The organism is Streptomyces sp. NRRL F-6676, assembly GCF_000725625.1.
In the GTDB taxonomy this organism is placed as follows: domain Bacteria; phylum Actinomycetota; class Actinomycetes; order Streptomycetales; family Streptomycetaceae; genus Streptomyces.
The window spans coordinates 15,326-30,627 of record NZ_JOHS01000043.1; the positions used below are offsets into that span (position 1 = coordinate 15,326).

At 74.4% G+C, this 15,302-nt stretch carries 13 protein-coding genes; 8 read left to right on the plus strand and 5 right to left on the minus strand.

Annotated features, from left to right (window positions below; translation table 11 throughout):
• Nucleotides 1-23: 23 nt before the first annotated feature.
• A complete protein-coding gene (locus tag IO29_RS23665; RefSeq protein ID WP_030381338.1) occupies nucleotides 24-578 on the minus strand; it encodes an RNA polymerase sigma factor in 555 nt (184 codons plus the stop codon).
• A 45-nt stretch (nucleotides 579-623) separates the two neighbouring features.
• On the opposite strand from IO29_RS23665, the gene IO29_RS23670 reads away from it, so the two are divergent.
• From IO29_RS23670 to IO29_RS37975, 4 genes are all read left to right on the plus strand, one after another.
• On the plus strand, nucleotides 624-2,162 hold the full coding sequence (locus tag IO29_RS23670) for a serine/threonine-protein kinase (protein ID WP_030381339.1): 1,539 nt from the start codon (nucleotides 624-626) through the stop codon (nucleotides 2,160-2,162).
• 294 nt (nucleotides 2,163-2,456) lie between these two features.
• Nucleotides 2,457-3,230 carry a DUF4232 domain-containing protein gene (locus IO29_RS23675; protein ID WP_030381340.1) on the plus strand — a complete coding sequence of 258 codons (774 nt, stop codon included), beginning with the start codon at nucleotides 2,457-2,459 and terminating at the stop codon, nucleotides 3,228-3,230.
• A gap of 239 nt (nucleotides 3,231-3,469) precedes the next feature.
• A complete protein-coding gene (locus IO29_RS23680; RefSeq protein ID WP_030381341.1) occupies nucleotides 3,470-5,272 on the plus strand; it encodes an HSP90 family protein in 1,803 nt (600 codons plus the stop codon).
• Nucleotides 5,269-7,575, plus strand: coding sequence for a hypothetical protein (locus IO29_RS37975; protein ID WP_051707612.1), 2,307 nt, complete (start codon nucleotides 5,269-5,271; stop codon nucleotides 7,573-7,575). The genes IO29_RS23680 and IO29_RS37975 overlap by 4 nt, the downstream gene beginning before the upstream one ends.
• A 124-nt stretch (nucleotides 7,576-7,699) precedes the next feature.
• Here the strand turns inward: IO29_RS37975 and msrB are convergent, their stop codons facing one another.
• The 4 genes from msrB to IO29_RS23705 all read right to left on the minus strand — a co-directional run bounded on the left by msrB (nucleotide 7,700) and on the right by IO29_RS23705 (nucleotide 11,156).
• Nucleotides 7,700-8,107, minus strand: a complete 408-nt coding sequence (gene msrB / locus IO29_RS23690; protein ID WP_030381343.1) for a peptide-methionine (R)-S-oxide reductase MsrB — start codon at nucleotides 8,105-8,107, stop codon at nucleotides 7,700-7,702.
• 53 nt (nucleotides 8,108-8,160) lie between these two features.
• Nucleotides 8,161-9,549, minus strand: coding sequence for a UDP-N-acetylmuramate--L-alanine ligase (gene murC, locus IO29_RS23695; protein WP_030381344.1), 1,389 nt, complete (start codon nucleotides 9,547-9,549; stop codon nucleotides 8,161-8,163).
• A 95-nt stretch (nucleotides 9,550-9,644) separates the two neighbouring features.
• A complete protein-coding gene (locus IO29_RS23700) occupies nucleotides 9,645-10,118 on the minus strand; it encodes an indole-3-glycerol phosphate synthase (protein WP_199806874.1) in 474 nt (157 codons plus the stop codon).
• 156 nt (nucleotides 10,119-10,274) lie between these two features.
• The gene (locus IO29_RS23705; RefSeq protein WP_030381346.1) at nucleotides 10,275-11,156 is read right to left on the minus strand and encodes a pyrimidine reductase family protein; all 882 of its coding nucleotides are present in this window, start codon (nucleotides 11,154-11,156) and stop codon (nucleotides 10,275-10,277) included.
• Nucleotides 11,157-11,229: 73 nt separating this feature from the next.
• On the opposite strand from IO29_RS23705, the gene zapE reads away from it, so the two are divergent.
• From zapE to IO29_RS23725, 4 genes are all read left to right on the plus strand, one after another.
• On the plus strand, nucleotides 11,230-12,306 hold the full coding sequence (zapE, locus tag IO29_RS23710; protein WP_030381347.1) for a cell division protein ZapE: 1,077 nt from the start codon (nucleotides 11,230-11,232) through the stop codon (nucleotides 12,304-12,306).
• A 148-nt stretch (nucleotides 12,307-12,454) separates the two neighbouring features.
• Nucleotides 12,455-12,892: a hypothetical protein gene (locus tag IO29_RS23715; protein ID WP_030381348.1), complete on the plus strand. Its 438-nt coding sequence runs from the start codon at nucleotides 12,455-12,457 to the stop codon at nucleotides 12,890-12,892.
• Between the two features lie 214 nt (nucleotides 12,893-13,106).
• Nucleotides 13,107-13,685 (plus strand): carbonic anhydrase, encoded by a 579-nt coding sequence (locus IO29_RS23720; RefSeq protein ID WP_030381349.1) that lies wholly within the window; start codon nucleotides 13,107-13,109, stop codon nucleotides 13,683-13,685.
• Between the two features lie 8 nt (nucleotides 13,686-13,693).
• Nucleotides 13,694-15,214, plus strand: a complete 1,521-nt coding sequence (locus tag IO29_RS23725; protein ID WP_078618407.1) for a SulP family inorganic anion transporter — start codon at nucleotides 13,694-13,696, stop codon at nucleotides 15,212-15,214.
• Nucleotides 15,215-15,302 lie beyond the last annotated feature (88 nt).

Genomic DNA, 15,302 nt, shown 5'->3' on the forward strand with positions numbered 1-15,302 from the left:
GCCCGGCAACCCGTACCCCCGCGCTACGAGGCGCCCATCAGCCACGGCCGCACCCGGCGCCGTGCCTCATGCAGGCGTGACTTGAACGTGCCCAGCGGCACCCCCACCCGCTCCGCCGCCTCCGTGTACTCCAGCTGACACAGATCCCGGTACACCAGCGGCTCCACCAGCAGTGGAGCCTCCCGTTCCAGCCGTTCCAGCGCCTCGAGGAGGTCGATCCGCGAGCCCGCGATGACGCTCGTCGTCCGCGGGTCGGCCACCTGCACCGTCTCCACCGGCGGAGCCGCCCCCTCCGCCGCCCGCCGCTTCAGCTCCCGGTACTTCTGCCGTGCGCAGTTCGCCACCACCGTGTACAGCCACGTCCCGAACCGGCTGCGCCCCTCGAACGTCGAGATCCGCCGCGCGATCTGGAGCAGCACGTCCTGCGCCGCCTCCTCCGCGTCCTCCCGGCACGGCAGGAAACGCCCGCACCGCCGTACGACCTCCGGCCGGACCGCCGCGAGCAGCTCCTCCAGCGCCGCCCCGTCACCCCCGGCCGCCCGCCGGGCGAGTTCCTCGGTCCCTGCGGTGTCCTGCACCGGGTGCCTCCTCAGACGTCGATCGGCGCCAGGCATGATAGTCGTATGCACTCGTTGGAGCGGATCGGCCGGTACCGCCTCGAACGACGGCTCGGCAGTGGTGCCTTCGCGGTGGTCTGGCTCGCCCGGGACGACGTGCTCGAAGCCCCCGTCGCGATGAAGGTACTGGCCGAGAACTGGGCCGGCCGGCTCGACGTCCGGGAACGGTTCCTGGAGGAGGCGCGGCTGCTGCGCCGGGCCGGCTCCAGCCGGGTCGCCCAGGTCTACGACATCGGTGAACTCCCCGACGGCAGGCCGTACTTCGTCATGGAGTACGCCGACGGCGGCACCCTCGCCGACCATCCCGCGCTGGCCGCGGGCGCCCCCGTGCCCGTACCCGAGGCGCTGCGGCTCACCGCGCTCGCGGCGCGCGGCGCCCAGGCGCTGCACACGGCCGGGATCGTGCACCGGGACATCAAGCCGTCCAACGTGCTGCTGCACTCCTCCCCCGACGGCAGCGAGCGGCTGCTCCTCGCCGATCTGGGCCTGGCCAAGAGCCTGGCGCAGGCGTCCGGGCTGACGATGGCCGCGGGGTCGGAGGGGTACCGGCCGCCCGAGCAGGCCGAGCCCGGCGCCGGCATCGACGCCCGCGCCGACGTCTACGGACTGGGCGCCCTCGGCTACCACCTCGTCACCGGTACGGTGCCCGGACCGCCCGGCAGGGTGGTCCGCCCCGACCGGCTGCGCCCCGGCCTGGCCCCCGGGGTGTGCGACGCCCTGCTGCGCGCCCTCTCCCCCGACCGCGAGGACCGCTGGCCCACGGCGCTGGCCTTCGCGGAGGAGCTGGACCGGCTGGCGGACACGGCGAGCGCCGAGCCCGAGCCGGACACCCAGCCCGACCTCGAGCCCGAGCCCGAGCCCGAGCCGGAAACGCGCCCCGCGTCCACCCCTGCTCCCGCTCCCGCTCCCGCCCTCGCCCCCGCACCCGCGTCCGCGGCCGCCCCCACCTCCGTGGCCGCCCCCGCTGCCCGCCGCCCCCGGAGGCTGCTCCTCCCCGCCGTCCTCGCCGCCGTCGCCGTGGTCGTCGGCGGGACCGTCGCCGCCGTGCTGCTGCACCGGTCGCCGCCCGCGAAGGACGACGGCGTGCGCATCGCCGACGCCTCCGGGCGGCTGCACGTCGAGGTGCCCGCGGAGTGGGGCGGCCAGGTGCGCGCCTCCGGCTGGGACCCGGCGGTGCTCGGGCTGCGGGCCGGGAAGGAGCCCGGGCTGTCCGTCGCCGACGGCCTCTCGCGGTGGCAGGACCTGGGCTCCCCCGTCAACGGCGTCTTCCTCGGCCTGAGCGAGCACGGCGACGTCACCGCCGAGCTCGAGGCCCTCAGGCACTCCGGCTGCCACTACACCGGCGGCCATGCCTGGAGCGGCGACGACTGGCACGGCGAGGTCCGCACCTGGAGCGGCTGCCCCGGCGACGACGGCTCGCTCACCGAGGCCGCCCTCACCCCGGCCGACGGCACCGCGCAGCCGCAGCTCTACGTGCAGATCCGGGAGTCCGACGGCGCCGACGCGGCCGGCCGGGTGCTGGACTCGGTACGGGTCACCTCCTGAAGGCGTCGTACAACCGTGCGGTCGTAGGACGGACCGTGCGGTCGCAGGACGGACCGTACGGCTGTCGTACGACCGCTCGCACCGGGAACACGTACCGCGACCGCGACCACAACCGATCCGTACCGGGCACCGCCCGGACGGCCCCGAAACCGCCCGGAAGCCGCCCCGCCGAAAAACCTCACGCTTGCCGAACTTTTCCGCCCGACCCCGCATCGGACCTCTGTGACGGGGCAGCCTGCCGCCGTCCGCGGGCTCGCCGAGCACGCGCGATGCGACCCCAGGAGTGTTGTCGACATGGCCATCCTTCCCCCCACCTCCTCCGCCTCCCCCGACGGTTCCCCCTCCCCCACCCGCCGGTCCCGGCGGTCCACCGCCGCCCGCCGGGCCGCGGCCCTCGTCGCGATGGCCGGGGCGCTCGGTCTGGTCGCCGCCTGCGGTACGGACGACGGCTCCGCGAGCAGCCCGGAGACCCTGTCCGGCACGGCGGGACCGGCCTCCGGGGACGGCAGTACGGCGCCGGACGGCGAGGGCACCACGGCGAGCCCGGGCGGCGGGAACGACTCGGCGGGCTCCGCGTCCGCCTCCGCGGACCCCGGGAAGACGGGCGGGACCAAGGGCACCTCGGACGGCGACTCGTCGGCCGCGCGGAGCACCCGCTGCCACACCTCGGAGCTGGACGCCTCCCTCGGCCCCAACCACCCCGGTGCCGGGCAGGAGAACTTCGCCGTCGTGCTGACCAACACCTCGCACCGCACCTGCACCCTGCGCGGCTACCCGGGCGCCGCCTTCGTGGACGCCTCGGGCAAGCAGCTGGGCCCGGATCCCGTGCGCACCGGCGACACGACGAAGACGATCAAACTGACGCCGGGGCACAGCGCGTGGGCGGGACTGTCGTTCTCCAACCCGGAGATCAGCGAGGCCCGGACCGCCACGCCCGCGTCGCTGCTGGTCACGCCGCCCGACGAGCGGGACCACCTGTCGGTGAAGTGGACCGGGGGCGCGGTCCCGGTGTCCGGCAACTCCTCATCGGTGAAGCTGACGGCACTGCGCGCCGGCACGGGCGACTGACGGCACGGGCGACTGACGGCACGCGCAGGACGGCGTCGCGCTCCGTGGCGGGAGGATCGCGTCTCGTCCGGAGGCGGCGTCGGCCGTGATGGCGAAACGAACCGGGCCCCCCGCCGCACCGCCCACAGCCGAACGAGTGAGCGATATTCGCTCGGCGTTGTCAGTGCCCGGCTCTAAAGTGCTGATCAGTCCTGGGGAGCCCGTTCTTCCGGGGCGGTATCCGTGTCCTGGGAGAGTCCGTGAGCCAAACCTTCCGTGTCGATCTGCGCGGGATCGTCGACCTGCTGAGCCATCACCTCTACACCAGCCCGCAGGTGTACACCCGCGAGCTGTTGCAGAACGCGGTGGACGCGATCACCGCCGCGCGCGGCGCGGACGCCGGCGGCGCGGATGCCCCCGGCCGGATAGCCCTGACGTCCGGGGACGCCACCGGCGACGGCTCCCTGACGGTCGAGGACAACGGCATCGGCCTGACGGAGGCGCAGGTCCACGAGCTGCTCGCCACGATCGGCCGCAGCTCCAAGCGCGACGAACTGGGGTTCGCCCGGCACGAGTTCCTCGGCCAGTTCGGCATCGGGCTGCTGTCCTGCTTCATGGTCTCCGACTCCATCGAGGTGACCACCCGCCGCGCCGGCGAGCCCACGGTGCTGTGGCACGGCCGCTCCGACGGCAGCTACACGGTGCGCCCGGCCCCCGCCGACGCCCAGCGCGCCGAGCCCGGCACCACGGTCACGCTGCGTCCGCGTCCCGGCTGCGAGCATCTCCTCACCCGGGACGCCGTCACGGAACTGGTGACGCACTACGGCGCCCATCTGCCGCACACCGTCACGGTCGACGGCGAGGAGGTGACCGGCGGCCCCGCCCCGTGGGACCGCCCGGCGGACGAGGACCCGGGCCGCCGCCGGGCCCGCCTGGAGGCGTACTGCGAGCGGGTGTTCGGCTTCGTCCCCTTCGACGTCGTCGACCTGGAGGCCGCGGAGTCCGGGCTGCGCGGTGTCGCCTTCGTGCTGCCGATGCCCGCCAACCCGGCGGTGCCCGCGCGGCACCGCGTGTACCTCAAGCAGATGCTGCTCTCCGAGGGCGCCGAGCGATTGCTGCCGGAGTGGGCCTTCTTCGTCCGCTGCGTCGCCGACACCTCCGAACTGCGCCCCACCGCGAGCCGGGAGGCGCTCTACGAGGACTCCCTGCTGGAGAGCACCCGGGACGCGCTCGGCGCGGGCCTGCGCGCGTGGCTGGTCCGGCTCAGCCGGAGCAACCCCGCCCGGCTGCGGGAGTTCCTGCGCGTCCACCACCTGGGCGTGAAGGCCCTCGCCCTGCACGACGACGAGATGCTGCGGCTGGTCACGGACTTCTGGCCGATGGAGACCAACGTCGGCCCGCTGACCCTGGCCGAGTTCCGGGAGCGGTACGGGGTCGTCCGCTTCACTCCGCTGGTCGACGAGTTCCGCCAGCTCGCCCCCGTGGCCGCCGCCCAGGGCCTCGCCGTCGTCAACGCCGGCTATGTGTACGACGCGCAGCTCATCGACCGGATGGCCACCGTGGACGGCACGGTGGAGGCGGAGCCGCTGCGCGCGGCCGACCTGACCACCCATCTGGAACGGCTGACCGCCGCGGAGGAACAGGCGCTCGCCCCCGCCCTCGCCGCCTCCGACCGGGTCCTGGCCCGCCTCGGCTGCGATCTGCTCGTCCGGTCCTTCGAGCCGTCCGGGCTCCCGGCGCTGTATCTGCTCGACGACGACACCGCGTTCCAGGTCGACCTGCGGGAGGCCAGGGAAGCGGCCGACGACGTGTGGGCGTCGATCCTCGGCAGCTTCGAGACCACCGAGGAGTCACGCCCCCGCCTGGTCCTCAACCACCGCAACGCGCTGGCCCGCCAGGTGCTCGCGCTGGAGGACGCCGAACTGCGCGCGACCTGTCTGGAGGGGCTGTACGTGCAGGCCCTGCTGCTCGGTCACCATCCCCTGCGCCCGGCCGACACGGCCGCGCTCAACCAGTCCTTCCTCGGCCTCATCGGCCGGGCCGTCGCCGGGGGTGCCCGATGAGCTACACCGAACAGGAACTGCGCGGGCTCTACCAGAAGACGTTCGCCATGCCGAAGGGGCCCGCGAAGTTCGCGGCGCTGGAGGAGGTGATGCGGCACGCGGACGCGCTCGGTCTGGTGGAGTTCGCCTTCGACGTACGGATGAACGCCACGTCGGTGTTCCAGCACAGCTGGGTCCCGGCCAAGGCGTTCCTCTCCTACTCGTGGTGCCTGGCGGCGTACGACCGCGAGCCGCAGCGGTTCGGCGCGGGCGCCGAGCACCGGCTGCTGTGGGGCATGAAGTGGATGATCTACAGCGTCCACCAGTTCCCGGAGATCCCGCTCCGGCGCGCCACGGAGCTGCTGGAGGACATGGAGCGCCGCTACCGGCGCGGCGGCCACAGCATGCACGCCGTGCTCCAGCACCGCGGGCTGATCGCGGAGAGCGTGGGTGAACTGGACCGGGCGCAGGAGTTCTACGAGCAGATGTCCCGCACCCGGCGCGACGGTCTGTCGGACTGCTCCGGCTGCGTGCCGAGCAGCCAGGTGCGCACGCTGGTCGCGCTGGGCCGGGACGAGGAGGCGATACGGGTCGGGGAGCCGGCCCGCACCTCGGGGTGCAGCGAGCAGCCGCAGTGGATCAACTCCGAGCTGCTGCTGCCGTACGTGCGCACCGGGCGGGGCGGCCAGGCGGCGGAGGCCCACCGCACCGCCTACCGGCGGATCCGCGACAACCCGCACCACCTGGCCGAGCTGGCGTTGCACCTGCTGTTCTGCGTGCACACCGGGAACGCGCGGCGGGGCCTGGACCTCGTCGAGCGCCATCTGTCCTGGCTGGACAACGCCCGGACGCCGCTGGCGGAGGCCGAGTTCGCGGCCGCGGCGGTGGCCGTGCTGAGCGAGCTGGAGCGGCGCGGCGAGGGCGGGCTGACGCTGCGGTTCCCGACGGTGGAGGGGCGGCGCCGCCCGGACACCACGGTCGCCGCGCTCGCCGTCGAGCTGCGGGAGCGGGCGGGGGAGATCGCGGCCCGGTTCGACGCCCGCAACGGCAACGATTACCAGAGCACCCGGCTCGGGCGGTGGATGGCGGCCGGGCGGATCGGCGAGCCGGTGGAGCTGTCCGTGTTCTCCGCCGCCGCCCATACGGGGCGCAAGCCGGGTGCGGCACGGGTCAGGACGCTGGTCGAACAGGTGGCCGCCGCGACGGCCGCGGGCGACGCCGAGACCGCCGCGCGCACCCGGTTCGCCGTCGCCGAGGCGCTGCTGGAGTCCCGGCGGCCCCTGGAAGCACAGGAAGCCGCGGAGGAGGCGGTCCGCGAACTGGCCCGCCTCGGCCTGACGGAGGAGGCCGACCGCTGCCGGCTGCTCCTGGCCCACGCGTACGCGAGCGACGGCCACCATGCGGAGGCGGCCCGCCGCCTGCGGGACCTGCTGGACCGCGGGGCGGAGGACGGGGCGGGGGCTGGGGCTGGGGCCGAGCCCGGAGCCGGGGCCGGGGCTGGAACCGATGCCGGGGCCGGAGCGAGCGGGTCCGAGCCTGGAACCAGGGCCGGGGCTGGAACCGGGGCCGGGGCTGGAACCGGGGCGGGGGCCGGAGCAGGGGCGGGGGCCGGAGCAGGCGGGGCCGAGCCCGGGACCGGAGCCGAGCCCGGGAGCGGGGACGGGGAGATACCCGGGCTGCCGCCGCGTCCGGAGTTGGAGGAGCAGCTCGGTCGGTGGCTGGTGCACGGGCCGGAGGCGTCGCGCCGCCATGCGGCGGCGGCCCGCGGCTTCGCCGCCCTCGGCCGCACCGAGGAGAGGCTGGCCGCGCTGCGGCGGGCGCTGCTGTCCGGCCCGGACCCGACGGCGGTGGACGGACTGCTGGCCGAGGTGGAGTCGGCACTGACCGGACCCGAGGCGGCGAAGGCCACGGCCGAGGAGAGGGCCGGGCTCCGGTTCACCGGCGCCCGCGCGCTCTACGACACCGGCCGGACGGCCGAGACGGCGGACCATCTGGAGCAGGCCCGCACACTGCTCACCGCCGAGACCCCGGACGGCGGACGTTCCGGCGCGGCCAGGGAGCTGCTCGGCCATGTGCTGGCCGGGCTCGCGAGCGTCCGGCTGCTCCTCGGCGCCCCGGACGCGGCCGAGGCGGCGGCCCGCGCCGCCCTGGACGTGCTGGCCGAGACCGAGGACGACCTCTGGAACGAGACCCGGTGGCACGCGGCCGTGGTCCTCGTCCGGATCCTGCGGGCCCGCGGCGCCGTGGCGGAGGCCGGGCAACTGATGACCGAGCACGAGGTGGAGGCGGACGAGGTGGACGGCTGGACCGGCTGGGAGGACTGACCGGCCGGACCGCCGGGCGGGGCCGGACGGCGTGCCGGACCCGGCCGCCGGGCGCGCACGCACCCCGCCCGGCGGCCGGGCCCGGCACGGGTCTCCCCGGCCCGGCCCGGCTTCCCCGTCCGGCTCAGCTCTCCTCGGGCGTCAGCCGCAGCGAGATGCTGTTGATGCAGTACCGCTGGTCCGTGGGGGTCGGATAGCCCTCACCCTCGAACACGTGCCCGAGATGGGAGCCGCAGCGGGCGCAGCGCACCTCGGTGCGGACCATCCCGTGGGAGCGGTCCTGGATCAGTTCCACCGCGTCCGTGTCCTTCGGGTCGTAGAAGGACGGCCACCCGCAGTGGGACTCGAACTTGGTGCCGGAGGTGAACAGCTCGGCACCACAGGCGCGACAGGAGTACACGCCCTTGGTCTTGGTGTCGGTGTACTCACCGGTGAACGCCGGCTCCGTGGCGGCCTGGCGCAGCACCGCGTACTCCGCCTGGTTCAGCTCCGCGCGCCACTGCTCGTCCGGCTTGTCGACGTCGTACGCCACGACTGCCACCCCTTACCCACTCGAACCGCTCGAACCGCTTGTCTTCGGCGCGGCTACCGCCGCGCCAGGCGCTCCAGGATCCGCGGACCGAGGTCGGTCACGTCTCCCGCGCCCATGGTGAGAACGAGATCACCGGGCTCCGCCATTCCCGCGACGGCCTCGGGCACCTCGTCCATGCCGTGCACGGCCCGTACACCGGCCCCGGCGGCCCGGGCCGCGTCGAGGATCAGCTCGCTGGTGACGCCGGGGATCGGGTCCTCGCGCGCGGGATAGACGTCGAGGACGAGGGAGGCGTCCGCGAGGGCGAGCGCCTGCCCCATCTCCTTGCCCAGCTCCTGCGTGCGGGAGAACAGGTGCGGCTGGAAGACGACCAGGATGCGGCCGTCGGTCCCGGCGCGCATGGCCTCCAGGTCGGCGGTCATCTCCGTGGGGTGGTGCGCGTAGGAGTCGACGACCTGGACGCCGGCCGCCTCGCCCTTGAGTTGCAGCCGCCGCTTGACCCCCCGGTAGGCGGCGAGCGCGGGGGCCAGCTCGGCGGCCGGGACACCGAGCGCCCGGCCGGCCACGAGCGCGGCGACCGCGTTGTGCGCGTAGTGCCGGCCGGGGACGGAGACGGTGAAGGTGAGCGGGGCGCCGTCGAGGTCGATCGTGACCTCGCTGGTCAGCCCGTGCGGCACGACGGACAGCACCCGCACGTCGGCGTCCTCCGCCTCCCCGTACGTCACCGTCCGCACGGACCCGGCCAGCCGCCGGGTCAGCTCCCGGGCGCCCTCGTGGTCGGCGCTGACGACGAGGGTGCCGCCGGGCACGATCCGTCCGGCGAACGTCTCGAAGGACTCGTAGATCTCGTCCATGGAGGCGTAGTTGGCGTGGTGGTCGAGTTCGACGTTGAGGACGATCGCGACCTCGGGGGCGTACTTGTGGAAGCTGCGGTCGCTCTCGTCGGCCTCGGCGACGAAGATCTCGCCCTCGCCGTGCAGGGCGTTGGAACCGGGCGCGTCGAGGTCGCCGCCGATCGCGTACGAGGGCCGGCGGCCCAGCTCGGTGAGCGAGACGGCGAGCATGGAGGTGGTGGTCGTCTTGCCGTGCGTGCCGGCGACGGCGATCGGGCGCAGCCCGTCCATCAGCCGGGCGAGCGCGTCCGAACGGTGGACGACCGGGATGCCGCGCTCGGCCGCGCGGGCGAGCTCCGGGTTGTCGGCGCGGATCGCGGAGGAGACGACGACGCAGCTGGCGTCGTCGGCGAGGTGCTCGGCGGCGTGGCCGAGGTGCACGGTGACGCCGAGCGCGCGCAGCGCGTCCGCCGTCGGCGAGTCCTTGGCGTCGCTGCCGGCGACCTTCGCGCCGCGCTGGGCGAGGATCTTGGCGATGCCCGACATTCCGGCGCCGCCGATGCCGATGAAGTGCGGTCGGTCCATGGCGGGGGGAAGGCCGGGTGCCATACGTGTCTCTCCCAGATGCGGTACGACGGTGAACGCGCCGGGGGCGCGGGCACAGCCTATGCGGTGCCCGTCGGTGCCCGGCGCCCGCCGCACGCTCAGTCCTTGCTGTGGCTGAACAGCTTGAGTACCGGGACGCCGACCTTGTGCCGCGCCCGGGACGCCCAGTCCCGGTGGAAGAACTCCTCCACGTAGTGCGGATCGGTCAGCACGATCACCTCGTCCGCGCCGACCTCGGCCACGAGCGCCTTGAGCGCGTCCAGGGGATGCGCCTCGATGAGTCTGCCGTCCGCCTCGCTGCCGGCCGCGTGCAGGGCGCGCAGGGAGACGTCCAGCGCACGCCGGCCGGGGCCGAGCGCCTCGTCCCCCTCGGGCGTCTCCCCCTCCCGCGCGGCCTCGTCGAGCTCCCCGAGGGCGACGTCGTCCAGCGCGCGCAACAGGCGGTCCGCCTGATCCCCGCGAGGTTGCAGCAGAACGTGGAAGGAGACGGCCTCCTCACCGTGCAAGGTGGTCACGAACTCCACGTCGGCCGACGTCAGGGCCTTCTCAATCATCAACACACTCGAAAACACGCCGTCTGCCCCTCTTCTCCCTCGGCAACCCGGACCCGGGTTCCTACCATCCTGCCCCGCCTGCCCGGCGGAGGCAGGGGTAGACGCCTCTATGAGGGGCGCGGGACCGTACCGGATCCGCGGCTCCGCCGCGTGGGCGCGAGCAGCCGCGCCCCTTCACCCCCGCCGGTAGCTCGTGAAGAGGAACCCCTCCTCCTCCAGCACCGACGTCAGCCGGAACCGCTCCGGAACCGTCACCCCCGGCCCCCCGGCGATCCGCTGCGCATCCCCCGCCACCATCACCGGCGCCACCGTCAGACACAACTCGTCCAGCACCCCCCCCGCCACGAACTGCCCCAGCAACCGCGGCCCACCCTCCGTGAGCAGCCGCGTCCGCCCCCGCTCCCCCAGCGCCCGCACCGCCCGCACCGGATCCACCCCCATCCCGTCGCCCGCGACCACCACCCGCACCCCCGCCCGCTCCGCCTCCGCCACCCGCCCGGGATCCGCCGCCGCCCCTGTCAGGAGCAACGTCGGCACCAGCGGCGACGTGAACAAGGGCAGCGAGAAGTCCAGTTCGAGCCCCGCGCTGACCACCGCGATCGCCGGCGCGGGCCCCTGCCCGGCGGCCTCCCGCAGCGCCGCGGCCTCCGCCACCGCCCGGGCCGGCCGGTACCCCTCCTGCCGTACCGTCTCCGCGCCGACGACCACCACGTCCGCCAGCGCCCGCAGCATGCCGAAGATCCGCATGTCGGCCGCGCTGGAGATCGGCTTCGTCTGGCCCTCGTGCTGCGCGGCCCCGTCGAGCGTGGAGACCATGTTGGCCCGCAGCCACGGCCGGGGCTCCCCGCCCGCCGGCTCGGGATAGGCGTACGCGGCGGCGAGCTCGTCGAACGTCCACTCACGGTCGACGGCGCCGGAACGGACGCCGGCGGCACCGGCGGAACCGGCGGTATCCGAACGGGCATCTCCGGAACCGGCGGCGTCGGCGGGTCCGGAGCCGGCCCCCGTGCCGGAAGCTCCAGGTGTCGTGTCGGTCACAGGCAGCAGGCGTCGCATGCGGTGCAGTCTGGCACGGCGCCTACCATGGGGAACCGTGCCCTCCTCCACCCCCGCCGCCGGACCAGTACCGATGGCCGACACGGCCCCGCTCTCGCTGTGCGCCCGCGAACCGCACGTCCCGGCCGACCGGCTGGTCGCCGAAATGGTGCCGCCGCCGCGCTTCGACTCGGTCCGCTTCGCCACGTACCTCCCGGACCCGAACCAGCCCAGCCAGACCGAGGCGGTCCGCGTCCTGGAGGGCTTCGCCGCCGGGCTCGACGGCGGCGGCCCGGAGAGCGCCGGCAAGCGCTCGTTCCTCGGCTTCGGGAAGGGCTCCCGGAAGGCCAAGGCCCCGGCCGGCCCCCGCGGCGTCTACCTCGACGGCGGCTACGGCGTCGGCAAGACACACCTGCTGGCCTCCCTCTGGCACGCCACCCCCGCCGAGCCCGCCCGCAAGGCGTTCGGCACCTTCGTGGAGCTGACGAACCTGGTCGGCGCCCTCGGCTTCCAGCAGAGCGTGCGGACGCTTTCCGGGCACCGGCTGCTCTGCATCGACGAATTCGAACTGGACGACCCCGGGGACACCGTCCTCGTCTCCACCCTGCTGGGCCGGCTGGTCGACGCCGGGGTCGCGCTCGCCGCCACGTCGAACACCCTGCCGGGCAAGCTCGGCGAGGGCCGGTTCGCCGCCGCCGACTTCCTGCGCGAGATACAGGGCCTGTCCGCCCACTTCCGCGCCCTGCGGATCGACGGTGAGGACTACCGCCACCGGGGCCTGCCCGAGGCACCGGCCCCGTTCAGCGACGCGCAGGTCACGAAGGCCGCGCACGCGGCCCCGGGCGCCTCGCTCGACGCCTTCCCCGCCCTCCTGGACCACCTCGCCCGGGTCCACCCCAGCCGCTACGGCGCGCTGACCGACGGGCTGCGGGCCGTCTGCCTCACCGATGTGCGCCCGGTGCCGGACCAGTCGACGGCGCTGCGGCTCGTCGTCCTCGCCGACCGGCTGTACGACCGTGAGGTGCCGGTACTGGCCTCGGGGCTGCCGTTCGACCGGCTGTTCAGCGAGGAGATGCTGAACGGCGGCTATCGCAAGAAGTACTTCCGCGCGATCTCCCGCCTCACGGCCCTGGCACGCGACGCGAAGGGGCTCGTCGAGAACCCCAAGTAGGGGAAGAGAGGCGAGTTCCAGTCATTCGACCTCGATTTTTGGGCTTCTCTTTACCCGAAACATGGAGTTAACCCGGCCTGCGGTCGGCCGGGTTAGCGTGTGCCGAAGGGCGGCGGAGGGCACGCCCACGGTCGGGGGAGGGAGGCGCATGGCACGAGGTACGACGGTCCGGTTGGCGTTCACGCTCCTCTCCGCCGTCCTGTTGGCCCTGCAACTCCTCGCCCCCACCGCGTCGTCGGCGTCCGCGCACGCCTCGCCCCTCTCGGGCCCCTCGCACCTGACGTCCTCCGGGACGGCACCCGCGTACGCCGGCGAACGCACCACCGCGCCGGACCGCCGGGCGGACACCGAAGAAGAGATCGCCACCGTCGGCGACACCGACTCCCCGACGAGCCGCACGGCACCGCTGCGCACCCGGGACCGGCACCGCACCACCGTGGACACCCCGCCGCACGCCCCCGCCCGGGCCCTGCTCGCGCACGGCGCGCCGGACCCGGCCCCAGCGGTCACGGCCTCCGGCTCGGTCCGGATGTCGAGATCCTCGACCACCCGCGCCCCCGCGGCACTTCAGGTGTTCCGCTGCTGAGCCGCCACTGACCCTCGTCGTCCCTCGCCCCTCCGCCCCGCGGACGGACGAGGCCGCGGCGACGGGGTCCGGTGCACGCGCGGACCGCGGCCTTCCCCCACCTCACCACGCCACGTCGGCGGAGCGCGTCGACGTGGGTCGCTCCGCCGTGCCTCGACTGCCGAGTTCTCGTAGGCCAACGCGCCGGAACAGGCGCGCCAGGAGGAATGGACACATGCAGCCCCTCATCGATCACGCCCGTGCGTACGGTCGGCATCCGCGGGACCTCGCCCGGCTGGCCGAGGGCCAGTCGCCGCAGGTGCTCTTCATCACCTGCTCGGACTCGCGGGTCGTCCCCGCCCTGATCACCGGAGCCCGGCCCGGTGATCTCTTCGAACTGCGCACCGCGGGCAACATCGTCCCGCCGTACGCCTCCGAACGCCCCACCGGCGAGGCGGCCACCATCGAGTACGCCGTGGAGGTCCTCGGCGTCACCGACGTCGTCGTGTGCGGCCACTCCCACTGCGGAGCGGTCGGCGCCCTGGTGCGCGGCGACGACCTGACCGGCGTGCCCGCCGTACGCGACTGGCTGGCACACACCACCCCCCGCCCCCGGGGCGGGGCCGAGGACCCGGCCGTCGCCGAGGGCGTGCAGAGCCATGTGCTCACCCAACTGCTGCGACTGCGCTCGTACCCGTGCCTGGAACAGCGGCTGGCCGACGGCCGGCTCACGCTGCACGCCTGGTACTACGAGGTGCACACCGGCGCCGTACTGGCGCACCGCGCGGGTACCGACACCTTCGAAGCCCTGTGAGCGCCGGCATGGACGCGAGGGACACGACCGGTGCCGGCACCGGCACGAACGCTCCGGGCGCCGGGAAGCCGGCCCGGTTCCCGTATCTGAAGCAGGACTTCGCGGCCTCGCTCGTGGTCTTCCTGGTGGCGCTTCCGCTGTGCGTGGGCGTGGCCGTCGCCTCGGGCGTGCCCGCGGAACTGGGACTGGTCACCGGGATCGTCGGCGGGATCGTCACCGGGTTCCTGCGCGGCAGCAGCCTCCAGGTGTCCGGTCCGGCCGCCGGTCTGACCGTGCTGGTCTTCGAGGCCGTCCAGGAGTTCGGGCTGCCGGTGCTCGGGGCCGTCGTGCTCACCACCGGAGTGCTCCAGATACTGATGGGCGCGCTGCGGCTGGGCCGCTGGTTCCGGGCCATCTCGGTCTCCGTGGTCGAGGGCATGCTGGCCGGGATCGGGCTGGTGCTGATCGCCGGGCAGCTCTACTCGGTGGTGGGCGCCGAGGCCCCGGACTCCGGTACGGGGAAGATCGCCGGGCTGCCGGGGGCACTGTTCGACACCCTCGGGGACGACCGGGCGACGGCCTCGCTGGCCCTGGGCGCGGGCACCCTCGCGGTCCTGACGCTGTGGAAGCGGCTGCCGGCGAAGGCGCGTACGGTGCCCGGCCCGCTCGCCGCGGTCGGTCTCGCCACGGTCGTCGCGTCCGCGTTCGGTCTCCCGGTGGCCACCGTCGAGGTGAAGGGCCTGCTCGGCTCGGTCCAGCCGCCCCCGGTGGACGCCTTCGGCGAGCTGGCGGGACTCGGACTGCTGGGCACGGTCGTCGCGTTCACGCTGATCGCGTCCGCCGAATCGCTGTTCAGCGCGGCGGCCGTGGACCGGCTGCACGACGGCCCGCGCACCCGGTACGACCAGGAGCTGATGGCCCAGGGCGTCGGCAACACGGTGTGCGGGGCGCTCGGCGCGCTGCCGATGACCGCGGTGATCGTACGCAGCGCGACGAACGTGCAGGCGGGCGCGCGGACCAAGGCGTCGCGGGTCCTGCACGGCGTCTGGCTGCTGCTGTTCGCGGCGCTGCTGCCGGGCGTCCTCGCGTACATCCCGATCCCGGCGCTGGCGGCCGTCCTGGTCCATGCCGGGGCCAAGCTGATTCCGGTACGGCAGCTGGTGGCGCTGTGGCGCGGCCAGCGGGGCGAGGCGCTGATACTGGCCGTCACCGCGGTGTCGATCGTCATGGTCGGCATGTTCGAGGGCGTGCTCATCGGGCTGGCCCTGGCCGTGGTGAAGACCGCCTGGGAGGCGTCCCACCTGCGGCTGGAGATCGTCGACAAGGGGGCGGGACCGGTGCGGGCGCACCTGCACGGGAACGCGACGTTCCTCCGGCTGCCGCGCATCCTGGACGCCCTGGAGGCGTTGCCGGCGGACCGGCCGGTGGAGCTGGACCTCTCCGGGCTGCACCATCTCGACCATGCCTGCCGTACCGCCCTGGACGCCTGGGCCGAGCGGCACGGGGGCGTGGGGGTGGAGGCGGTACGGGTGACCGAACCGGCGGTCTGAGGGGGCGGGGAAGGGGCTGGGGTCCGGGGCGGGACAAGGAGGCGCTGCCCCGGCCCCCGTCCCCCGTCCCGTCCCCCGTCCCGACGTC